Genomic DNA, 22,045 nt, shown 5'->3' on the forward strand with positions numbered 1-22,045 from the left:
GAGTGGCTGCCTTTTATTTAGTGCCTATATTATTTTCCGATGAACATTTGAGTCCAATAGTTACCTTCTTCCACATGACCTACACCAATGTGAGTGAAGTTTTCGTTCATGATATTTGCACGGTGACCTTCAGAATTCATCCAAGCATTTACAACTTCTTCAGGGCTTTGTTGACCTTGTGCAATGTTTTCACCAGCAGCGTTGTACTGAATTCCATATTTCTTCATCATATCAAATGGAGATCCGTGAGTCGGGCTGTTATGAGAGAAATAATTGTTTTGTTGCATATCTTTGGACTTATCCTTTGCCACTTTGCTTAATTCTACATCTAACTCAAGTGGAGCTAGACCTTGTTTTTCACGCTCAGCGTTTGTTAATTCTACAACTTTCTTTTCAAATTCACTTACAGCGCCAGCAGTTTGTTCAGTTGCTGGTTTTTCAGTGTTTTGCTGTGGAGCTTGTTGTTGTGGTGCTTGAGCTTCTTGCTTAGGTGCTTCTTGTTTAGGTGCTTCAGCAGGAGCTTCCGCTTTTTCTTCTTTAGGAGCTTCTACTTTTTCAGCAGGCTTCTGCTCAGCTTGTTTTGGTGCTTCTTGCTTTGGAGCTTCCTTTTCAGCCGCTTCAGCAGATGGTGCGCCATTTAAGTTTACTTTTACGCCGTATTTTTCTTCTAGTTCTTTTACATAACCGTCTAAGAATGCTTTTGCATCTTCTTGGTTAGTGAATGCTTTATTACTATTAAATGAAGTGACTTTGTTTGTTAAGTCACATGTTGGTTTAGTTGGTGCGTTTGATTCTGCCTTTGCATTCATTCCGAATGGTGCTGCTGTTAATACAGCTGCAGTAGTTACAGCAGTGATGATTGACTTTTTGTTGATTTTCATAGGTGTGTTTCCCCCTTGAAAGTTTTTTGTGTTGCTTTCTTGCTACACGAAAATCATATCATGGGTTTTGTGTAATATTAGAGGAATAATGTGGATATTGAAAATGTTAATTTTCTATAAATATCCATATACTACAAGAATCTTTATGTATCAACGGATTTCATAGAATGTTTAAATCAATATATTTTAAGTGTTTTTCCAGTAAAATGAAACAGATTAAAATTATACTAAAAAAATGGTGTTGACAAGTTTTAATACCGTCCATTTTATTACAAGATAGTACTGTTATGTTACATTATTTACAGGAAATCTTACTTTTATGGATAAAAAAACCATAAAAACACCAAGCTTTTTGGTAAGCTTGGTGTTTCACACAAAATTATTTTTCTATCCAAGTGAACATATACTTTTTATCTTCAATACCGTGAGCTTTTTTTACCACCTTCAAAGGTTTGAAGGTATCTATCATGACTGCAAGCTCCAAGGTCTCCTTCTTGCCGATACTAGCCTCAGTGGTACCAGGATGCGGGCCATGTGGGATTCCTGAAGGATGTAACGTGATGGATCCTTCCTCTATTCCTTTGCGGCTCATGAAGTTTCCTGCCACATAATAGAGAAGTTCATCACTGTTCACGTTACTATGATAATACGGAGCCGGTATTGCTTCTGGGTGATAATCGTATAATCTTGGCACGAAAGAACAAACAACAAAGTTATGACCTTCAAACGTCTGGTGGACTGGAGGTGGCTGATGAACCCTTCCTGTTATTGGCTCAAAATCTTCTATATTAAATACCCAGGGATAGAGATAACCGTCCCACCCCACAACATCAAGCGGGTGATGCCCTAGTACGTGTGAATGCAAATATCCCCTTGTTTTGGTGATTACCTCATACTCGCCTTTATCTGTAAATGTTTCTAACGCTTCAGGCCCTCTGAAGTCACGTTCGCAAAATGGACTGTGTTCCAACATCTGACCATATTCATTGCGATACCTTCTAGGTGTGGTTAGTTGACTAAAAGATTCAATGAAGAGAATTTTTGTTTCTTCATTCGGAACGACACGGTAGATCGTACCAATTGGGATGGTCACATAATCTCCCGGGCGGTAAGTAATCGTCCCAAACATGGTTTCTACTTTACCTGAACCGTAATGGATGAATAGAAGTTCGTCTCCGTCTCCATTTCGGTAATAATTCTCCATTTTCTCCGTGACCAGTGCTGTTCCTATTAAGAGATCACTGTTTCCTAATAAATACTCTCTGGCATCTAGTGCGTTTCCTTTGGTCTCTAGTGACGTGGTTAGTAGGTGGCGATGATTCAAGGCTTCTTGTTCTTCGTATTCCGGCATATAGCTGCCAAGTACCGTGGATTTTACCACTTCTGTCGGAAGGTAGTGATGATAGAGGATGGATTGTGTACCTGAAAAACCTTTGGTCCCCATTACCTGTTCTCTATATAATGTGCCGTCTTCTTTTTTGAACATCGTGTGGCGTTTATGTGGTATTTCTCCCATTTTACGATAATACATGAGCTCACCTCATTATATGTTTAGTTGTTGTTACTTAAAGTTTGATCGTTCCTTTTCGCTGCAGGCACTCGCTTTCCGCGGGGCGGTGCTTGAGCCTCCTCACTTCGTTGCGGGGTCTCAAGTCTACCGCTACCTCCCGCCGGAGTCGAGTGCCTTCCGCTCCAATCCACTAAATGCTGGATATTACTTTCTGCAACAACACACTTATTTTATTGTGTTTTTCAATGTGCCTAGACCTGTGATGGTTAGTTCTACTTCATCACCGGGTTGTAGCCAGCGGTGTACTTCAGTTCCGAGTTCGAGGATGCAGCCGGTACCAACCGTTCCAGAACCTATCACTTCTCCAGGGTATAATGTAACATCGGCTGATGCTCTTTCTATCATTTGAGCAAATGTATAGTGAATCTGCTCGAAATTCCCTTTAGAAAGTAAACTTCCATTAACAGAAGCAGTCATTTCTAAGTCATAGCCTTTACTTGTTTTAAATGATTCAAGTTCTTCAGGTGTCACAATGACAGGTCCTAAGGATGTCGCAAAATCTTTTCCCTTTGCTGGGCCCAAGCCAACCTTCATCTCTTTTGCTTGCAGATCCCTTGCACTCCAGTCATTCATGATGCAATAGCCAAAAATGTACTCCTCGGCATCCTGGGCTTTTATATTTCTGCCTTCTTTTCCAATGATGCAGGCAATTTCCAGCTCATAATCGAGCCACTCGCAAGTTGATGGTTTGTCGATCCATTCCTCAGGTCCTTTAATGGCCAAGTGGTTGGTAAAATAAAAAACAGGAATCTCGTACCATTCCGGAATTACATCCAGCCCTCTTCTGGCGCGCGCAGTCTTAACATGTTCCTCAAACGCGTAAAAATCACGAATGCTTACAGGTCTAGGTAAAGGTGCAAGAAGTGTTACTTCCTCACTTTTGTATCTACCTTTTGTAATATCACTGTCTAAATGAAGAGTTACGATATCTCTATATTTCTCATATTGATTTATCAATGTAAGAAGGTCACTTGGTAATAGACCATCTGATGCTTCGTTCATGTCAACAACCATGTCATGATTGATCCAGCCGGCTTTTATCTCACCAGAGCTATTTCTAAAGGTAATATATTTCATGACAACCCCTCACATTTCCTTATTTACGTTGAAGTTCGAACATATCACTTATGGCCTTGGTATACATACTTCCTGCCATTCTTCCTACAGGGTTCAGTTTCTTTGTATCAATTTTCCCATCAAAATAAAGATCATCGGATATGTGGAAACTCTCTACTTTTCCGATAACAAGGCTGCCTGAACCAGGAACATCACCGAAATGCAGTACTTCATGCAGAGAGCATTCCATTTGGACAAGGCTTTCCTTTACCCGCGGCGGTGTAACCACAGAACTAGGTTCTTTTGTAAAACCTGATTCTTCAAATTCATCCACATCGCTTGGGAATTCAGTTGCTGTGATATTCATTTGCTCCACTATTTCCTCACTGACAATATTGATGACAAACTCCTTTGTACTTTCAATATTCAATAAGGTATCCTTTTTCGAACCGTCAGTGCCTCTTCGCATAGGAGAAAAGCAGACAAGCATCGGTTCTGCACTGATGGCTGTAAAAAAACTGAAAGGAGCGATGTTTGCAACTCCTTCCTTATTAATAGAAGAAACTAGTGCAATGGGTCTTGGCAAGATAGAACCCACCATCAGCTTGTATGCATCTTTCCAGGCAAGATTGCTTGGTTGAATATCCATATTTGTCACCTGCACTTTGCTACAAATTTTTTAATGTCTCTATAAAATAACGATTATCTTCCATAGAGCAAATCGTGACCCTTATACTGTTTGGATACCCCAATGCTGCTCCTGACTTAACCATGATCCCTTTTGTTAGTAGTTGTTGAGTGATTTCATTTCCATCTTTGCCGATATGTATCATCATGAAATTTGCTTGTGTAGGGAAATAGGTATAACCTAATTTCTCTAGCTCGGCTTCCAAGTACGCTCTACCTTGTTCATTACGAAGGATACACTCTTTTCTAAATTCCTGATCCATAATGGCTTCCATTGCAGCTGCTTGACCAAGCTGATTAACATTGAAAACCTCTTTCACTTTGTTTAATTCTGCTGATATGGAAGGATCCATGATGCCATACCCAATTCTTAATCCAGCCAGGCCATATACTTTAGAAAACGTTCTTAAAATAACAAGATTGGCATGTTTCTCTAATAATGGGATTGATTGAAGGTATTCTTCACTTGTTGCATATTCATAGTACGCCTCGTCCAACACAATCAAGATATGCTCTGGTATTTTTTCAATGAAGGAAATAAGTTCATCTTTATTTACAATGGTTCCTGTTGGATTGTTAGGATTGCAGACAAAAATCATTTTTGTCTGTTCAGTAATATTAGCTAGCATGGCAGCCAAATCATGCACGCCATTTATTAATGGAACGATTACGGGCCTGCCGCCTTCAATGGACACGTTGGTTTTATATCTCGGGAATGTAATGTCAGCCATAATGGCTTCTTCTTCCGTATTCAGAAAAGCTCGGATCAGCAGCCTGATTATTTCATCTGAACCATTCCCAATGAACAACTGATTTTGTGCTACTCCTAAAAAGTCCCCCAATTTTGTTGAGAGAGCTCTTGCCGAACCATCAGGGTATGTAAATAAATAATCCAGCCTTTGCATTAATTGTTTTTTTACAAGCGGCGAACATCCAAACACATTTTCAATTTCAGACATGTTTCTTATATTTGCGATACCTAATTCCGACTGTATATCCTGCAAGCTTTTCCCTAAAGGGTAGGCAGCAATATGCTGGAGAATATCTCGGCTTTTTACTTTTACCGCCATGTTTTAATCTACCTCCTATAAAAAAGGGAGGAAACTGGTCCTCCCCCTCCTGACTTGCTTACAAATTCCCTCTTAATTCTTGCTCTCTTTCAATGGATTCAAATAGCGCTTTAAAGTTTCCTTCCCCAAAGCCTTTTGCACCTTTACGTTGGATCACTTCAATGAAAAGAGTTGGTCTGTCTACGATAGGTTTTGTAAAGATCTGAAGTAGATATCCCTCATCGTCTCGGTCAACAAGAATGCTCAGCTCGCGAAGCTTTGCAATCTCCTCATCAATTTCCCCAACTCTTTCTGACAACATTTCATAGTAAGTATCTGGAGTATTAAGGAACTCAACACCATTTTCTTTTAATTTGCTTACTGTCTGCACAATATCTTCCGTCAAAATCGCAATATGCTGAACACCTGCGCCATTATAGAACTCCAAGTATTCTTCAATTTGTGATTTTCTTTTTCCTTCTGCCGGTTCATTAATTGGGAATTTGATTCTGCCGCCATTGTGCATTACTTTTGACATTAGCGCGGAATATTCTGTGTTTATATCTTTATCTGTAAAGTGAGTCATTTCTTTAAAGCCCATTACTTTTTCATAATAAGCAACCCATTCTTCCATTTGCTCTACGTTTCCTACCACATGATCGATGCCAATAATTCCTGCATCTCTAACTGGAGTGGAATTCGTGTATGCTTTGAATCCAGGCATGAATACTCCACTATAATTTTTACGTTCAACCAATGTGTGAATGGTATCTCCGTATGTACCAATTACTGCTTTTTTCAATGTTCCGTGCTCGTCTGTCAGTTCTTGTGGAGGCTGAATGGCAATTGCTCCTCTTTCTACCGCTCCGTTGTAAGCACTTTCAACATCTTCCACGACAAGTGCAATATCCTTTACTCCGTCACCATGCTTTTTAACAAAATCAGAAATTTTTGTATCCTGTTTAAGTGAACCTGTAATGACCAATCGTACATTACGTTGTTTTAACACATAGGAAACCGTCTCTCTGTTGCCTGTCTCTAAACCAGAATAGGCGATAGGTTGAAAACCGAATGTGGTAGCAAAAAAGTGAGAAGCTTGTTTAGCGTTGCCTGTGTAAATCTCCAAATAGTCAACATCTTTAACTGGAAATACTTCTTCTGCTTGATCTTTTACTTGCATCGTTTTTTCTACGTTCATAAATACCCCTCCTGATTTTTATCTAAAAAATATTATTATTCTGAATATAATATAATCTAAAATTTTCATAGTCTGCAAGAGTCCCGTTTAAAGCTAGAATGCTTTGACGCGACACCGTGTCATGAGGATGTTACTTTTTGTTTTGTCACTTTCGGGGCCTTATGAATTGCTATTCCATCGAGATCCTCCACTGACTCCCACATACTTTCATTTACACTTGGGTGCGGATAGGAAGGGAACAGCATATCCTCTTGTCTTGCAACCATTTCTAAAGCAAGCGTCCCGGTACTAATCATCTCTACCGCTTGGGCTCCCAACATATGCATACCCAATACTAAATCTGTTTTTGCATCCGTTACCGTCTTACTGAAGCCTTCCTTTTGTCCAAGAATACTTGCATACCCATTCGTTTGGAGCGTGCTCTCCCCTACCTTCACTTCAAAACCATTTTCAACAGCATCTGTTTCCGTCATTCCGACTGATGCAATTGGGGGGATGGTCTGAACGATTCTAGGAAGAAACGTAAAATCGCATTCGGAATGTTGGCCTGCCATGTTTTCCGCCGCCACTTTTCCTTGTTTAATCGCTTTAACTGCCAAGGCAGGACCTTCTGTAATATCACCAATTGCATAAATGGATGATACATTTGTACGGCATGCTTCATTTATTTTAATAAAACCTTCGTCGGTCAAATGAATGCCTGCACGCTGAACACCAAGTGAATCCGTTGACGGTTTTCTTTCTTCCGCACAATAAAGATGTGAACTTTGTAGAATTACTGATTCATTCTTACCATCCTCAAACGTCACTTCCCATTGGTTCTCCTCGAACCTAAACTCGGGAGTTATTTCAGCCTTAAAGAGTTTTATTTTTTGCTTCTTTAATTGTCTCTGCAGTTCTTTATTTATGGATGAGTCAAATGTAAATTCATGCTGTTCTGGCGGAAGAATTAATGTCACTTTAGAACCTAAACTGTTAAACGTGGTTGCAGCTTCAAGAGTGAAATCGTCGTTTCCATATAAAATAAGCTCACTTGGCAATTCTTCCAGATTCCATATGGATGTTGGTGTTAGAGCTTGAGGCTTTATTTCAGCAATTGGCTTCTTATTGCACCCTGTTGCAATAATGACATCGTTAAAAGTGAAAGTATCGTATTGATGCCCATTCTCCACCCCTATTTTACTGGCAGATATAAAGGAGGCTTCTCCTTCAATGATCTCGATTTTATTTGCTTTGCATAATGCCACAACACCTTGAAGCAGTTGCTCCACTATCTTTTGTTTGTGTTCTTGTAAACTTGGCAAATCGAATGTAACTCCGCTAGTATCCAGCCCGAGCTGCTGAAAAGGTTTCATCCGTTGGAAGACCTGAGCTGCTGCAGTATGTACTTTGGATGGGATGCATCCTTCATTTAAGCAGACGCCGCCAAGCTTGTTTTTCTCAATGATGGTTACCTGACGACCTAACTGAGCCGCTCTAATTGCAGCGTGATAACCACCCGGCCCGCCGCCAATGACCATTACATCACGTTCTTGAGTAAGTTCGCCTACAACCATTTAAACCAGCTCCAGCATTAATAATTTTGGTTCTTCTAAAAGTTGAGTCAACCTGTTGGTAAACGCGACCGCTGTAGCTCCATCTGCCACACGATGATCAAATGACATGGAGATGTTCATGATAGACCTTATCACAATCTCCTCCTGCTCATTTACAACTGGACGCTTTTTGGTTTTATGAAAGGAGATCAAGCCTACTTCAGGTTGGTTGATAATCGGTGTGGCGCCAATACTTCCACCAAGAGGACCAACATTACTGATAGTAAAACTGCCCCCAGTCAATTCTTTCATGGAAAGCTTATTTTCCTGGGCCTTTTTAGTTAATTCTTTTAAATTGGCATGGATTTCTTTTAATGACTTATTTTCCACATTACGAATCACAGGGACAATTAAACCGTCTTCTGTATCTGTGGCGATTCCAATATGATGTTCCTTTACCAGCTCGATTGTCTCTTCCTGTTCGTTCAATCTTGCATTAAATATTGGATAATCTTTCAGGGCGATGGATATGGCTTTTAAAAATAGAGCAGTTGCTGATATGCTTTGATTGCTTTTTTTCCATATTTCTCTTAGTTCTAATATATTGGTTACATCAACTTCTTCAAAATGAGTGCAATGCGGGATGGTAAGCAGGGACTGTGACATTTTTTTGCCTATTTGTTTTCTTCGGCCTCTGAATGGTATGGTCGTTGCAGGTTCTTGATGTTTAGTAGATTCTGTTTTTGTTTGAACTGGCTGTTCCTTTACTTCCACTTTCGGTGCAGGCTGCTTTTTACTTTCTATGAATCTATATACATCTTCATCTGTGATTCTACCAGCAGGACCGGTTCCTTCGATTTGTTCAATATCAACCCCGGCGTCCCTTGCAATTTTTCTTGTATAAGGGGCTGCCATGATTCTAAATGAATGTAACTTTGTTGAAGGTTGATGCTCTCTTGTTGTTTCAACAGTTTTTGTGGAAGTGTTTGTATGTGCTGGGTTGGGAGTAGTGATGGATTCCTTCCCAGCTGATTGAGCTTCTAATAGAAATAAGGTGGTCCCAACAGGAATGGTCTCCCCTTCTTTCACCAATATTTCTTTAATCACTCCTGCATTTGGTGCTGGTATTTCAGCAGTCATTTTATCTGTTTGCACCTCAACTAGAGGCTCATCAGGCTTTACCTTATCTCCTTTTTTAACAAAGAAAGATAAAATATCAGCCTGTGTCATGCCTTCGCCAATATCATGAAGTTTGACCTCGATCATATGTTGAACCCCCTTTCACTAAAACTTCATCACTTTATTTACTGCCGCAACGACTCTGTCAGTAGTTGGCAGGTAATAGTCTTCAAATCCAAAATAAGGAACAGGAACGTCAAACCCTGTCACTCGCTCGACTGGTGCCTTTTGATAGAGGAACGATGTTTCATTGATGATGGCAAGAACATCTCCGCTCACACTTGTTGCCGCATGGGCTTCGTGCACAATGACCGTTCTACCAGTTTTCTGGACAGATTCTGCAATAATATCCTTGTCAATTGGGTAGAGGCTCCTCAGGTCGATTACTTCGCAACTTACACCCTCAGATTCTAGTTTTTTTGCTGATTGAAGGGCAACAGGAACCATCGCTCCCCACGCGATAATGGTGACATCCTCCCCTTCCCTGCAAATCTTTCCTTTTCCGATTTCAACTGTATATTTTCCTTCAGGCACTTCTTCTCTTACAGATCGATAACAACGCATCGGCTCCAAAAATAGTACAGGATCTGGATCCTCGATGGCAGCAATCAATAAACCTTTGGCGTCATATGGGTTTGACGGGCAAACCACTTTGATACCCGGCATATGGGTAAAAATCGCCTCTGTACTATCTGAATGAATTTCAGGCGCCCTCACTCCAGCCCCATATGGTGCCCGAATGACCATAGGGACGGTATAATGCCCCATCGTTCTCGCCCTGATTCGTGAAGCATGCGTCATGATTTGTTCGTAGGCAGGATAAATAAATCCAAGAAATTGTATCTCTGTAACCGGACGGAAACCATTTATCGCCATTCCGATTGCAGCTCCGATGAACCCAGCTTCACTTAACGGGGTATCTAAGACTCGGTCTTCCCCGTATTTTTTTTGCAGGCCTTCTGTAGCCCGGAAAACACCGCCGTTTACGCCAATGTCTTCTCCCATTAGAAGTACATGTTCGTTTTCCCGAAGCATCGTATCCAGTCCATCGGTAATCGCTTGAACCATAGTCAATGTCTTTGTTTTCAATGCCGTTTCCACTATGCTTCACCCCTCATCAGTTGAAGAAGTTCCTTTTTCTGCTGCTCAATTCCCCATGTCGGTTTTTCAAACACGTAGTCGAACATGTCTGCAGGGTCTGCTTTTGGAAAACTCTCCATTTCTTCAATAGCCTTATCTACTTCTTGAGAAAGTTCCACTAACATTGATTCTTTCCAGTCTTCTTTAAACCAGCCTTGATTTTTCATAAACCGTTCCAAACGTAGAATCGGGTCATTCTCGCGTCTTTTCTCGTTTTCAGATTGGTCGCGATATTTGGTTGGATCATCCGCAGTGGTATGGGCACCATATCTCCATGTTACCGCTTCAATTAATGTTGGCCCCTCATCATTTCTTGCTTGTGCTAATGAATCCAACGTATGGAAATAAACGGAAAATACATCATTTCCGTCAATCCGGACACTTCTCATATTATAAGCAAGGGCTTTCTGCGCAATTGTCTCGGTATTCATTTGTTTGGATAAAGGTACCGAAATGGCAAAATGATTGTTCTGGTTAAAAAACACAACCGGCGCCTTAAGAACGCTTGCAAAGTTTAATCCTTCATGAAAGTCCCCTTCAGAAGTTGCTCCATCCCCGAAATAAACAATACTTGCATTGTTCGTTCCTTTTCTTTTTTCTGCATAGGCTGCGCCTACAGCATGCGGAAGCTGTGTAGCAATTGGTATACCCGGTGGAAATACTTTCTTTCCATTAGCAGGAATACACCCTTCATTTCTCCCGTTCCAAAAAAGAAGTATGTTGCGGAGGGAGTGACCGAATGTCATGGTTGCCCCGTGATCCCTGTAGGAAGGAAACAGCCAGTCATCTTCATTCAGAGCCATCGCACTGCCGACTTGTGAAGCCTCTTGCCCCTCATAAGGTGCATATGTCCCGATACGGCCTTGGCGTTGAAGACTTATACATTTTTTGTCAAAGGTGCGAATTCTCAGTAAATGTCGATACATAGACTTTGCAAGATCTTCCGTGATTCTTTCTTCATACGTTTTATCAAGGAAATTGCCCTGATTATCAATTATCTGAATGATAGGAAATTGATCGTTCAACTTATTTCCCCCTCTATTAAACTCGTACTGACCATTTTGGTCGCTTGGAATGGGTAAAGAAGCTGTTTCTCCTGCTTCTGTCTACTAATCTCTGTTCACAGAAGTTATTTGCCGCTTCCACTGTCGTAATATTCATTTTCTCTGCTTCTTTATATACATCCATTAAAGAGTTATATATAGCCATTGTTTTGCGAAGAACACGCTCTTTGTTTGGTTCATATAATTCATCTGCCACTTGAATCAGTCCACCGGCATTGACGATGTAATCTGGAGCATAAAGAATTCCTTTTTCCTGCAGCATTGCACAGTGATGATTTTCGATCAGCTGGTTATTGGCAGAACCTACTACCGCTTTTACCTTCAACTGTTCTATCGTTTGATCATTAATGATTCCACCAAGGGCGCACGGTACAAATACATCTGCATCAACAGAATAGATTTCATCTCCGCCAACCACTTTAATACCTGCTCCAATTTCTTTTGCTTTGGACACCAGTTGGTTAATGGCGAATTCATTGATGTCAGACACATAAATATCAGCTCCAGCATGCATTAGCTGCTCTGCCACTTTAGCTCCAACCTTTCCAAGGCCTTGGATTGCATAACTTTTTCCGTAAAGGTTTTTAGACCCCCATAGTGTAAGGTTGGTTGCTTCAATTCCGTAGATAACTCCTTGAGCTGTAGGAACGGAGGAATCCCCACTTCCGCCATACACCTCATCTACACCCACGATACAATTTGTTTCTTTTAAGGCATGCACAAAATCTTCAGGTGAAGTTCCCATATCAGTGCCAGTATAAAAACGTCCATTTAATGATTCAACAAATTGACCAAACGCCCTAAATAGTTCAGGTGTTTTGTCTTTATTAGGGTCACCAATGATGACCGCCTTCCCTCCGCCAAAATCCACATCAGCAGCTGCACATTTATATGTCATCCCTTTTGAAAGTCGAAGAACATCATATAAAGCGGCATCCACTGATTGATAAGGTTGCATGCGGCATCCGCCTAATGCTGGCCCTAACGTTGTGTTATGTATCGCAATAATAGCTTTTAATCCTGTATCTGGATCATTACAGAATACTACTTGTTGGTGTTGTTGAATCTTATCGAACATTTCCATTCCTCCAACTTCAGAAGTAAGCGTTTTCATATTTGTCAAAGCAACCACCCTTTTTCTAATATTCTTTTAGTCTATCATTGTTTTGATTTTACTTTTTGGTAAGATAACTTGCGTGACTTCCCCTTCGCCCATTATGCCATCTTCAGAAAATATTAGGACTTTTGTGATGATGAAGTTTTTCTTAAGCCCGACTACCGTTGCTTCTAATGTTAAGATGGTTCCTTCTGTTGCCGGTGCCAAGTGCTTCACTTTTACTTCTGCACCCATTCCTTCTTCTGTCTCTTTCAAAACCCCTAAAATTATTTGCCGTGAAACCCACTCCATGTGATAGACCATCATTGCTGTGGAATACACGGGATGCACTAGTTTCCCTTCAAACTGAGCAAACATTTTGTTGGTAACGGTGATTTGAATGGAATGTTTTGTACCTATGGTTAGTTCCGGCTTCATGTGTTCACCTCAAAACGTATAACGTTTATTCAACGCTATAATAACATTTCGTTAAATGAACCGTCAATAAATTGTAGAAATTTTATAAATAGTCAATTAAAAATAGCGAGAAGTTAAGTAGATTGGTGATTTATCGCCGCTGTTCCTTTCCTTGGGGATGAGGACATCTCTTCTCCTGATTTCTCGGTCACTGATGTCTTCATAACGGTGATGAGGACATCTCTTCCCTTGATTTCTTGCCACTGATGTCTTCACACGGGCGATGACGACACCTCTTCTCTTGATTTCTTATCACTAATGTCTTCATACCGTTGATGAGGACATCTCTCCTCAAGATTTCTTATCACTAATGTCTTCATAACGGTGATGAGGACATCTCTCCTCAAGATTCCTTGTCACTGATGTCTTCATAACGGTGATGAGGACATCTCTCCTCAAGATTCCTTGTCACTGATGTCTTCATAACGGTGATGACGACACCTCTCCTCAAGATTTCTTATCACTGATGTCTTCATCCAGACAATCAAGAATTACACTGAAGACAATCTTCTTAAACAATAAAAAAGAGGAAGCTGCTCATGGCATCCTCCCCTCTTACATATTCAACTTAACAATGCTCTGTCGTTGGTCATTGCTTGACCGCGTATTCGCTGGAATTCAGCTAACAAACGTTCAATGGTTAGAGATTTCTTTTCTTCTTCTCCTACTTCAAGAATGATTTGTCCCTTGTCCATCATAATCAATCGATTCCCAAGATCCAAAGCCTGCTGCATGTTGTGGGTTACCATCAATGTCGTCAACCCTTTATCTGCAACAATTTCTTTTGTGATGTTGGTAATCAATTCTGCACGAGATGGATCAAGTGCGGCTGTATGCTCATCCAAAAGCAGAATATCAGGTTCTGTGAATGTTGCCATCAAAAGTGACAATGCTTGCCTTTCCCCACCTGAAAGCAAACCAACTTTTGCGCTCAATCTATTTTCCAAACCAAGGTGCAGTGTTTCCAGCACCTCTTTGAAATAGGTTTTTCTCTTTTTTGTCACGCCCATCTTTAATGTGCGATTTTTATTTCGTGAATAGGCCATTGCCAGATTCTCTTCAATCGTCATCGTAGGAGCCGTTCCTGCCATAGGGTCCTGGAACACCCTCCCGATATATTTGGCTCTTTTGTGCTCTGCCATATAAGTGACATTGCGGCCATCAATCTCTACTTGCCCGGTATCAGGGGTCAGCACACCAGAAATCATATTCATCAAGGTGGACTTCCCTGCACCATTACTACCAATAATGGTGACGAAATCTCCTTTTTTCAAAGAAAGGTTGATGGTATCAAGCGCATTTTTTTCATCTAAAGTTCCTTCGTTGAAGATTTTGTTAATCTGTGTTAAATGTAGCACGCTGATCCCCCTTTTCATTGGCAGATTGTAAAGATCCCAGTTTTAGCATCTTCTGTTTTTTCCTCTTGCGATCTTTGTAGCTATCAATTAATTTAGGGGTGATAAGGGCTAAGATAACAATCGTTGCAGTAATGGCTTTCAAGTCACCAGTTTCTAGGAATTCCACCCTTAATGCAAGCGTCACGACTATTCGATAGATGATGGCGCCACCGATAACGGCAAAAGTCGTCCATGCAATCGTTCTAGTACCAAAAATGGCCTCTCCGATAATAACAGAAGCCAATCCAATGATAATCATCCCGATCCCCATTCCGACATCTGCATACCCACCATGCTGTGCAATCAATGCACCTGAAAATGCAACCATGGCATTGGAAATCCCTAAACCAAGAATAACCAGTCCGCTAGTATTCGCAGAAAGGCTTCGAATCATTCGCTTATTATCACCCGTCGCTCTGATTGCCAAGCCGATTTCTGTTTTTAAGAATAGATCGGTTAGGATTTTTATTGCAAACGTGACAATCAACATGATGAAGATGATTCCCCATGTTCTAGGTACAAAAGCTCCTAATCCAATCGTTGAAAACATATTATTCAAAAATTCGTCTATTCCAGTACTTCCCCACCAAGTACGGATGTTGGTGAAAAAAGTATCACTATTTAATAATGGCACATTCGATCTTCCCATAATTCGCAAATTGATAGAATAAAGAGCAATCATCATTAAAATACCTGATAAAAGTGGATTAATCTTTCCGAACGTATGTAAGGAACCAGTAATGCAGCCTGCGATAAATCCTGCAAACATCGCTACCACTGTAGCTGTGACAGGACTATAGCCACTGACAATCATTGTCGCAGCAACTGCAGCACCAGTTACAAAGCTACCATCTACCGTCAAATCGGGAAAATCAAGGACCCTAAAGGAAAGATATACCCCTAGGGCCATGATTGCGTAGATGATTCCCAATTCGACTGAACCAAAAATTGCTGTTATCATGTCAGAATCATCTCCTCGTTGTCTTAAAATTTCTTATTTTTCATCATAGAACTCAGCAAACTCAGTCCAAGCATCTTGCACTTCCAAACCTTGAGCTTCAGCAGCGTTTGTATTGATAGTTAACTTCAAGCTCTGAGGATAAGATACTGGAATTTCAGAAGGGTCTTTTTCCCCTTTAAGAACTTGAACAGCCATTAAGCCAGTTTCATAACCTAGGTCATAATAGTTAAATCCACTAGCCGCGACTGCCCCAGCTTCCATGGAATCAAGATCTCCTGCAAACAAAGGGATCTTTTCATTCGATGCAACTGTAATAAGTGATTGAATAGCTGAAACAACCGTGTTATCTGTTGGCATATAGATAGCATCTACTCTTCCAATTAAAGATTCTGCAGCTTGTTGAACCTCTGCAGATGTAGAAACGGAAGCTTCTACAAGAGATCCACCTTTTTCCTCAACAAGACTTTTCACGGCTTCCACCTGCACAACAGAGTTTTGTTCCCCAGTATTATAGATAACTCCAATGTTTTTCGCACCAAGCTCGTCTACCATGAAGTTGATAGTAGTGGCAATGGCATCAGGGTGTGTATCTGAAGTACCTGTGATGTTTTCACCTGGCTTTTCAAATGATTCTACAAGTTCAGCACCAACAGGGTCTGTTACAGATGTAAAAATGATAGGAATATCTTTTGTAGCCTGCAAAGCACTTTGTGCACTTGGAGTGGAGTTAGCAAAAATCATGTCCACTTCATCTGCTACAAACTTGTCTGCAATCGGCTTGTTGTTATTCGGGTCACCTTGAGCATTTTGAACATCATATTTTACATTCTCGCCTTCTTTGTAGCCATTGTCTTCTAGCGCCTTTTTAAACCCTTCAAACGCAGCATCCAAAGAAGGATGTTCAGCGATTTGAGTCACACCAATAACCACTTGATCCTCTCCATCACCACTAGTTGAATCGGAACTACAGCCGACTAGTAAAGCTGCGCATGCCATACTTGCCAAAATAGATTTCATCTTGAACTTTTTCATAGATATCCCCCTTATATATGTTTTTAAGCTACATATAATTATGTAAGCTTTTGAAACCGTTTACATTCCGTTGTTGTCTATGATGGACAAAACGTTATTCGTTTTTTCAACGTTATATTAACACCAATAAACAAATAGTGTCAATATATTCGAAAAATTTAAATAAATATATTATTTTACAATAAATACGCCATTTTTCCCTAAAACCCTTTTTCTTTTTGTAAATAAAAAAGAAACCTCTGGATGGTTAAGAGGTTTCTTGCTATTTAGAATTGCGCCATGGCTTTATGAAGTTGCTCTTTTGCTTCCGTAATCATCTCTTCAAAAAGTTCACTTACACTTGGGATCGTATTAATAATACTTGATATTTGACCACCGTTAATAAACCCTTGTTCTAGCTCACCCTCTACTGCCCCTTTAATATGGTGATCCTCCGTAGTTAACAAATTAAACTCTTCAAGCGAAATCCCTTCCTGCTCTCTTTTAAGGAGCAAATCTGCATACGGAGTGCGAATGACCCTTCTTACTCTCCCAACAGTTCTGCCTACTATGACAGTACCCTGATCGTCAGCAGCTAAGATGGAGTTTTTATAATGGTTGTGAAAAGGGGCTTCTTTCGTAGCAATTAACCTTGTACCCATTTGTACTCCAGAGGCACCAAGAGCGATAGCTGCAGCAAGCCCTTTTCCATTCCCAATTCCCCCTGCTGCAAGAACAGGAATGGACACAGCCTCTACCACTTGTGGAATCAATGTCATAGTGGTTGTTTCAAGGTTTGAATTGATGCCGGCAGCTTCATAACCTTCTGCTACAATAATGTCAGCGCCAGCATTTTCTGCTTTTATTGCCTGCTTAGGTGAAGCCACCACACAAATGACCGTAATGCCGTGTTCTTTTAGCTTAGGAATATAAGGAGCCGGGTTCCCTGCTGACAGGGAGACCACCTGTACCTGATGTTTAATAAGGAGCTTCAAAACTTCTTTTGTGTACGGAGAAACCGACAACGCAACATTCACTGCAAAAGGTTTTTCCGTAAGTTGTTTGGTTTTTATGATGATTTCTTCCACTTCTTCCGCCTTCATCGTACCTGCCCCTATTGTACCGAGACCACCTGCGTTGGAGACAGCTGCAGTTAATGGAGCATTACTGATATTTCCCATTCCGCCTTGAATAATCGGAAAGTTTATTTTTAGAATTTCTTGTATTTTATTCATCAATTATTTCACCCCTCGTAAAAATAATGTTATACTAATTTTTATATTTAGACAATAATATTTGGGGAGTGAGTGATGAATGATTTATCCTTTTGGTGGAAAAAAACCTCAACTTCATGATTCTGTATTTGTAGCACCAGGAGCACGAATTATTGGTGACGTTACGATTGGGGAAGAATCGACCGTTTGGTTCAACGCCGTTCTTCGTGGGGATGAAGGACCAATAACAATTGGGAAAAGATGCAGCATCCAGGATAACGTAACTGCGCATTTATATGAAGGATTTCCATTGGTGGTTGAGGATGAGGTAACAGTAGGACATACTGCCATTCTACATGGTTGTACGGTTAGAAAACGATGTATTGTAGGAATGGGTTCCACGATCTTGGACGGTGCTGATATTGGGGAAGAAAGTATCATTGGTGCCAATACTTTAATTCCTTCGGGAAAAAAAATTCCTCCACGTTCGTTGGTTGTAGGGTCCCCAGGTAAGGTTATTCGCGAATTAACTGACAGGGATTTGGAGCTCATACAGTTGTCCATTGATACATATGTGCAAAAAGGGAAGGATTATCAGGAGGAATTAGGAGATAGATAGACGGTAGTTTAGGTAGGAACCGGGCTGGGTTGATGGCTCGGTTTTTTGTTTGTGGTGATAAGGACCTTTCTGAGAAGGATTAAAGAGGAGAGAGGTCTTCATGAGCATGATGAAGACTTCAGTGATGAGATGATAGGGATTGAGAGGTTCTCATAGACGTGATGAAGACTTCGATGACGGGAAAATAGGGATAGAGAGGTTCTCATGGACGTGATGAAGACTTCGATGACGAGAAAATAGGGATAGAGAGGTTCTCATGGACGTGATGAAGACTTCGGTGGTGAGAAAATAGGGATAGAGAGGTTCTCATGGACGTGATGAAGACTCTGGTGACGAGAAAATAGGGATAGAGAGGTTCTCATGGGGGTGATGAAGACTCCGGTGACGAGAAAATAGTAGTAGAGCGGTCTTCATAAAGGTGCTTTTTAATTTGATTCGATGTTTGATGAATTGATTGATCTATTGGTTCTGTCTTTTTAGATTGAGCTTGCTAGGTTCTACAACTTTATATTGATCTTCTACATTAAAATATGAACCTTCTACACTTTCTTAAGGACCTTCTACAACAAAGAACAAACCTTCTACACTTTCCAGCCGACCTTCTACCTTTCAGCAATAATCGACAACAATTACATCTCCCATAATAATGTTATGTAAACAACTATCTCAAACACCCACCACCCGAAAACAATCTAAAAAAGCACTCCCACCAACTACTTAGTGGAAATGCTCCCATCACTCCATAATATACGGGTGATTCATCACATCATACTTCTTATCCTTCAATTCCAACTCATTACCGTCCTCAAAGACCTCTTCAAAGAATCGGGAAGCCGGCTCTGCCAACTCTTTATAATATTCACTAAATAAAGAAGCTGCATGACTGCCCAGCCACATATCCGGCAACAACTCTTCTGGCAGTCCCGGATCAACGAACAAGAACTTTCTGTATTCATGGACAAGTTTGGTCCGCTCCACGAAACATTCAGCGTCTGTCATTTGACCTTTCCCGATCTTATTTTTATCGATGATATACTTCTGACTGTATTCTTGAATGAATTGTTGATATCTGCCATTAATTTCATTCAAATCCCAACTTTTCATAACAAGTCGTTCATTTTCGTATGGTCCATGATATTCAGAGATGAAAAAGTCTACATACTCTTCTATTTCGTATTTAGTAATAAGGTCTTGTACTTGTTTTTCTAGTGAGTTGGGCGAAATCCAACAGCTATTTGATAATGTACCAAAGCCACTCCACACCAATTCTTTACGCAACTCATCTCGAACACTTCTTATTTCTTCTGGAATGGTGTACATCAGCATACGCCATTTCCCATCCCAGCTATCCGTCTTCAGCTTGAAAATACGTTTAGCCGCTTCGTCAATTCTTTTCACGCCGCGTTCTGTTAAAAAATAATAACTTTTGTTTCCCTTTTTCTCCGATTGGACCCATCCCTGCTTATTCATACGTGATATCGCTGCACGCACCGCTTGATCATTGTGCCCAAATTCATTTAGTAATTTGATTAAGCTTCCTATCCAAATTTTATTGCCATAATGCCTAACATAATCACCATATAAAGTAAAAATCATTGATCTTGTATTCATTTCCTGCATCCTCTTTCTACCACATAAAATAAATCGCTATATTACAGTAATTTTATTTTAACAGAGTAACGCGTTATAGAAAAGATGGAAATGGAAACGCACCCATACTCCAATATCCACCCCAAAGAATCATAAAGCATCAAGCTCTATGATTCTTGTGGTCTCTCTACTATTGTTGCAATTCCCTGACCAACCCCTACACACATTGTCGCAAGGCCATATCGCACATCCCGCTTGTTCATTTCATGTACAAGCGTAGTTAAGATCCTCGCCCCGCTGGCACCAAGAGGATGGCCAAACGCAATCGCCCCACCGTTAACATTGACTCTGCTAGGGTCTAATTCTAGTTGACGCATACATTCAAGCGATTGGGATGCAAATGCTTCATTTAACTCAATGAGTTCAATATCGTCAACAGACAACCCTGCCCGCGAGAGTGCCTTTCTGGTAGCGTATATCGGCCCAATTCCCATAATAGAAGGAGTTAGCCCTGCAGCGGCAGACGTGACATACCTTGCTAATGGCTTTAAGCCTAGCTCTTTCGCTTTTTCTGCACTCATCAAAAGCAGTGCAGATGCGCCGTCATTCACACCGGACGCATTGCCGGCAGTGATTGTCGTACCTTCGCCAAAAATAGGATTCAAGTTGTTCAGTTTCTCCAAAGTTGTCTCAGGACGAGGATGCTCGTCGCAGTCTACAATTGTTTCTTTACCTTTTCTATCCACAATCGTGACTGGCACCATTTCTTCTTTAAAGCGGCCGGATTCCATGGCCATTTTTGCTTTTTGCTGGCTTTCATAGGCAAATACGTCTTGATCATCTCGGGAAACGGAGAATTCTCTTGCTACGTTTTCGGCCGTTTGCGGCATGGTGTCCACTCCGTACATTTTTTCAAGTTTGCTGTTAGTAAATCTCCAGCCGATCGTTGTATCCATGAGTTCCATGTTTCCGCGTGGATAGTCCATTTCCGGCTTTGCCATGACAAACGGAGCCCTTGTCATGCTCTCGGTTCCGCCTGCGATGAAAATGTCGCCTTCTCCTACCATAATTGCACGTGCCGCATAATTCACCGCATCCAGACCGGATCCGCATAAACGGTTGATCGTGGTGCCGGCCACCTCTACCGGAAGACCAGCCAATAGAGCACTCATCCTTGCGACATTGCGGTTATCTTCTCCCGCTTGATTGGCATTGCCGAACACGACTTCTTCGATTTCATTAACTGGCACACCAGGGTTTCTTTCTACTAGGGCCTTGATTACAATCGCCCCAAGATCATCCGGTCGGACGGCCTTTAAAGCACCTTTATACCTCCCAATCGGCGTTCGGCAAGCATCTACAATTACAACTTCCTTCATAATGGACACACCTCTCCCGTTGTTTATTGGTAGTCATAAACTCCTTTTCCACTTTTCCTGCCCAATCTTCCGGCTTTCACATACTTTTCTAAAAGAGGTGCCGGCCGATACTTTTCGCCTAACTTTTCATGAAGATATTTCAGGTTATTCAAACGTGTATCCAATCCCACCAGGTCTCCTAGTTCAAATGGTCCCATTGGATAGTTGAGCCCAAGTTTGATTGCCTTATCGATTTCTTCTGGGGTACCTACCCCTTCTTGGAGCATGTAAAAGGCTTCGTTTCCTACAAGGGCACTGATTCTGCTAGTCACAAAGCCAGGAAACTCATTGACAACAACTGTTTCTTTTCCCATTTTTTCTGCTACATTTCGGATATAGTCTGCCGTTTCATCGCTTGTTTCCAAACCACGGACAATTTCCACAAGCTTCATTTTATGTACTGGATTAAAAAAGTGCATCGCGATAACTTTTTCCGGTCTTGATGTGAAGCTTCCTATTTCAGTTGGGCTCATGGTAGAGGTATTGGAAGCAAAATAACAATCCGCAGGTGCACTCTTGTCTAACTTTTCGTAGACGGATTTTTTGATTTCCATGTTTTCAGGTACCGCTTCAATAACGAGCTTGGCTTCCTTAACTGCTTCCTCAAGTTCTGTGGAGTAAAAGAGGCTATCCCTTAATTCCCCTGCTGCTTGATCTGTTAATTTCCCTTTTTCCAATCCTTTGGAGATGATGGTTTCTATTTCGTTTCTAGCTCCTGCAAGTTGTTCTTCTTTTACATCAATTAAGGTTGTATGGTAGCCGCCTAGCGCGCTTACATATGCAATTCCACGACCCATGACTCCTGAACCGATAACCACTACTTTTTCCATCTAGACTCTCCTCCTTCATCATGCTGTAAAAAAAGCAAAGAGGACCATGCCCCTTTGCTCCAAAATTAAGATT

The 22,045-nt window shown here is 41.0% G+C and carries 21 protein-coding genes; 1 reads left to right on the forward strand and 20 read right to left on the reverse strand.

The window, feature by feature from the left end; genetic code table 11:
* Positions 1–29 precede the first annotated feature (29 nt).
* From LC091_RS08465 to LC091_RS08545, 17 genes are all read right to left on the reverse strand, one after another.
* A complete protein-coding gene (locus LC091_RS08465; protein WP_226681587.1) occupies positions 30–881 on the reverse strand; it encodes a CAP domain-containing protein in 852 nt (283 codons plus the stop codon).
* 379 nt (positions 882–1,260) lie between these two features.
* Complete coding sequence (locus tag LC091_RS08470; RefSeq protein ID WP_226681588.1) at positions 1,261–2,412, reverse strand: homogentisate 1,2-dioxygenase; 1,152 nt, start codon at positions 2,410–2,412, stop codon at positions 1,261–1,263.
* Positions 2,413–2,616: 204 nt separating this feature from the next.
* Positions 2,617–3,528 carry a fumarylacetoacetate hydrolase family protein gene (locus LC091_RS08475; RefSeq protein WP_226681589.1) on the reverse strand — a complete coding sequence of 304 codons (912 nt, stop codon included), beginning with the start codon at positions 3,526–3,528 and terminating at the stop codon, positions 2,617–2,619.
* A gap of 19 nt (positions 3,529–3,547) precedes the next feature.
* A complete protein-coding gene (locus tag LC091_RS08480; protein WP_226681590.1) occupies positions 3,548–4,156 on the reverse strand; it encodes a flavin reductase family protein in 609 nt (202 codons plus the stop codon).
* A 19-nt stretch (positions 4,157–4,175) separates the two neighbouring features.
* Positions 4,176–5,264, reverse strand: a complete 1,089-nt coding sequence (gene hisC, locus LC091_RS08485) for a histidinol-phosphate transaminase (protein ID WP_226681591.1) — start codon at positions 5,262–5,264, stop codon at positions 4,176–4,178.
* Between the two features lie 58 nt (positions 5,265–5,322).
* Positions 5,323–6,441 carry a 4-hydroxyphenylpyruvate dioxygenase gene (gene hppD, locus LC091_RS08490; protein WP_226681592.1) on the reverse strand — a complete coding sequence of 373 codons (1,119 nt, stop codon included), beginning with the start codon at positions 6,439–6,441 and terminating at the stop codon, positions 5,323–5,325.
* Positions 6,442–6,560: 119 nt separating this feature from the next.
* Positions 6,561–7,997, reverse strand: a complete 1,437-nt coding sequence (lpdA, locus tag LC091_RS08495) for a dihydrolipoyl dehydrogenase (protein WP_226681593.1) — start codon at positions 7,995–7,997, stop codon at positions 6,561–6,563.
* On the reverse strand, positions 7,998–9,242 hold the full coding sequence (locus LC091_RS08500) for a dihydrolipoamide acetyltransferase family protein (protein WP_226681594.1): 1,245 nt from the start codon (positions 9,240–9,242) through the stop codon (positions 7,998–8,000).
* Positions 9,243–9,260: 18 nt separating this feature from the next.
* On the reverse strand, positions 9,261–10,223 hold the full coding sequence (locus tag LC091_RS08505; RefSeq protein ID WP_264179271.1) for an alpha-ketoacid dehydrogenase subunit beta: 963 nt from the start codon (positions 10,221–10,223) through the stop codon (positions 9,261–9,263).
* A 32-nt stretch (positions 10,224–10,255) separates the two neighbouring features.
* Positions 10,256–11,320: a pyruvate dehydrogenase (acetyl-transferring) E1 component subunit alpha gene (pdhA, locus tag LC091_RS08510; protein WP_226681596.1), complete on the reverse strand. Its 1,065-nt coding sequence runs from the start codon at positions 11,318–11,320 to the stop codon at positions 10,256–10,258.
* Between the two features lie 16 nt (positions 11,321–11,336).
* The gene (locus LC091_RS08515; RefSeq protein ID WP_010193997.1) at positions 11,337–12,473 is read right to left on the reverse strand and encodes a Leu/Phe/Val dehydrogenase; all 1,137 of its coding nucleotides are present in this window, start codon (positions 12,471–12,473) and stop codon (positions 11,337–11,339) included.
* A 36-nt stretch (positions 12,474–12,509) separates the two neighbouring features.
* The gene (locus LC091_RS08520) at positions 12,510–12,893 is read right to left on the reverse strand and encodes a thioesterase family protein (protein ID WP_226681597.1); all 384 of its coding nucleotides are present in this window, start codon (positions 12,891–12,893) and stop codon (positions 12,510–12,512) included.
* Between the two features lie 96 nt (positions 12,894–12,989).
* A complete protein-coding gene (locus tag LC091_RS08525; protein WP_226681598.1) occupies positions 12,990–13,136 on the reverse strand; it encodes a hypothetical protein in 147 nt (48 codons plus the stop codon).
* A 359-nt stretch (positions 13,137–13,495) separates the two neighbouring features.
* Positions 13,496–14,290: an ABC transporter ATP-binding protein gene (locus tag LC091_RS08530; protein WP_226681599.1), complete on the reverse strand. Its 795-nt coding sequence runs from the start codon at positions 14,288–14,290 to the stop codon at positions 13,496–13,498.
* On the reverse strand, positions 14,268–15,290 hold the full coding sequence (locus tag LC091_RS08535; RefSeq protein WP_226681600.1) for an ABC transporter permease: 1,023 nt from the start codon (positions 15,288–15,290) through the stop codon (positions 14,268–14,270). The genes LC091_RS08530 and LC091_RS08535 overlap by 23 nt, the downstream gene beginning before the upstream one ends.
* Positions 15,291–15,323: 33 nt before the next feature.
* Positions 15,324–16,322 carry an ABC transporter substrate-binding protein gene (locus LC091_RS08540; protein WP_226681601.1) on the reverse strand — a complete coding sequence of 333 codons (999 nt, stop codon included), beginning with the start codon at positions 16,320–16,322 and terminating at the stop codon, positions 15,324–15,326.
* A 266-nt stretch (positions 16,323–16,588) separates the two neighbouring features.
* Positions 16,589–17,536 (reverse strand): NAD(P)H-dependent flavin oxidoreductase, encoded by a 948-nt coding sequence (locus LC091_RS08545; RefSeq protein WP_226681697.1) that lies wholly within the window; start codon positions 17,534–17,536, stop codon positions 16,589–16,591.
* A gap of 79 nt (positions 17,537–17,615) precedes the next feature.
* On the opposite strand from LC091_RS08545, the gene LC091_RS08550 reads away from it, so the two are divergent.
* Positions 17,616–18,134 (forward strand): gamma carbonic anhydrase family protein, encoded by a 519-nt coding sequence (locus tag LC091_RS08550; RefSeq protein ID WP_226681602.1) that lies wholly within the window; start codon positions 17,616–17,618, stop codon positions 18,132–18,134.
* A 735-nt stretch (positions 18,135–18,869) separates the two neighbouring features.
* Here LC091_RS08550 and paaX read toward each other — a convergent pair.
* The 3 genes from paaX to LC091_RS08565 form a co-directional block, all read right to left on the reverse strand.
* A complete protein-coding gene (gene paaX / locus LC091_RS08555; protein WP_226681603.1) occupies positions 18,870–19,745 on the reverse strand; it encodes a phenylacetic acid degradation operon negative regulatory protein PaaX in 876 nt (291 codons plus the stop codon).
* 146 nt (positions 19,746–19,891) lie between these two features.
* Positions 19,892–21,103, reverse strand: coding sequence for a 3-oxoadipyl-CoA thiolase (locus LC091_RS08560; protein ID WP_226681604.1), 1,212 nt, complete (start codon positions 21,101–21,103; stop codon positions 19,892–19,894).
* A gap of 23 nt (positions 21,104–21,126) precedes the next feature.
* Positions 21,127–21,972: a 3-hydroxyacyl-CoA dehydrogenase gene (locus LC091_RS08565; protein ID WP_226681605.1), complete on the reverse strand. Its 846-nt coding sequence runs from the start codon at positions 21,970–21,972 to the stop codon at positions 21,127–21,129.
* Between the last annotated feature and the right edge of the window lie 73 nt (positions 21,973–22,045).

Source organism: Sutcliffiella horikoshii, assembly GCF_020524325.1.
Classification (GTDB): domain Bacteria; phylum Bacillota; class Bacilli; order Bacillales; family Bacillaceae_I; genus Sutcliffiella_A; species Sutcliffiella_A horikoshii_D.

Coding starts and splice junctions, on each gene's coding strand:
- LC091_RS08465 (WP_226681587.1), bottom strand. CDS start 881: ATGAAAATCAACAAAAAGTCAATCATCACTGCTGTAACTACTGCAGCT.
- LC091_RS08470 (WP_226681588.1), bottom strand. CDS start 2,412: ATGTATTATCGTAAAATGGGAGAAATACCACATAAACGCCACACGATG.
- LC091_RS08475 (WP_226681589.1), bottom strand. CDS start 3,528: ATGAAATATATTACCTTTAGAAATAGCTCTGGTGAGATAAAAGCCGGC.
- LC091_RS08480 (WP_226681590.1), bottom strand. CDS start 4,156: ATGGATATTCAACCAAGCAATCTTGCCTGGAAAGATGCATACAAGCTG.
- hisC (WP_226681591.1), bottom strand. CDS start 5,264: ATGGCGGTAAAAGTAAAAAGCCGAGATATTCTCCAGCATATTGCTGCC.
- hppD (WP_226681592.1), bottom strand. CDS start 6,441: ATGAACGTAGAAAAAACGATGCAAGTAAAAGATCAAGCAGAAGAAGTA.
- lpdA (WP_226681593.1), bottom strand. CDS start 7,997: ATGGTTGTAGGCGAACTTACTCAAGAACGTGATGTAATGGTCATTGGC.
- LC091_RS08500 (WP_226681594.1), bottom strand. CDS start 9,242: ATGATCGAGGTCAAACTTCATGATATTGGCGAAGGCATGACACAGGCT.
- LC091_RS08505 (WP_264179271.1), bottom strand. CDS start 10,223: ATGGTTCAAGCGATTACCGATGGACTGGATACGATGCTTCGGGAAAAC.
- LC091_RS08515 (WP_010193997.1), bottom strand. CDS start 12,473: ATGAAAACGCTTACTTCTGAAGTTGGAGGAATGGAAATGTTCGATAAG.
- LC091_RS08520 (WP_226681597.1), bottom strand. CDS start 12,893: ATGAAGCCGGAACTAACCATAGGTACAAAACATTCCATTCAAATCACC.
- LC091_RS08535 (WP_226681600.1), bottom strand. CDS start 15,290: ATGATAACAGCAATTTTTGGTTCAGTCGAATTGGGAATCATCTACGCA.
- LC091_RS08540 (WP_226681601.1), bottom strand. CDS start 16,322: ATGAAAAAGTTCAAGATGAAATCTATTTTGGCAAGTATGGCATGCGCA.
- LC091_RS08545 (WP_226681697.1), bottom strand. CDS start 17,536: ATGAATAAAATACAAGAAATTCTAAAAATAAACTTTCCGATTATTCAA.
- LC091_RS08550 (WP_226681602.1), top strand. CDS start 17,616: ATGATTTATCCTTTTGGTGGAAAAAAACCTCAACTTCATGATTCTGTA.
- paaX (WP_226681603.1), bottom strand. CDS start 19,745: ATGAATACAAGATCAATGATTTTTACTTTATATGGTGATTATGTTAGG.
- LC091_RS08560 (WP_226681604.1), bottom strand. CDS start 21,103: ATGAAGGAAGTTGTAATTGTAGATGCTTGCCGAACGCCGATTGGGAGG.
- LC091_RS08565 (WP_226681605.1), bottom strand. CDS start 21,972: ATGGAAAAAGTAGTGGTTATCGGTTCAGGAGTCATGGGTCGTGGAATT.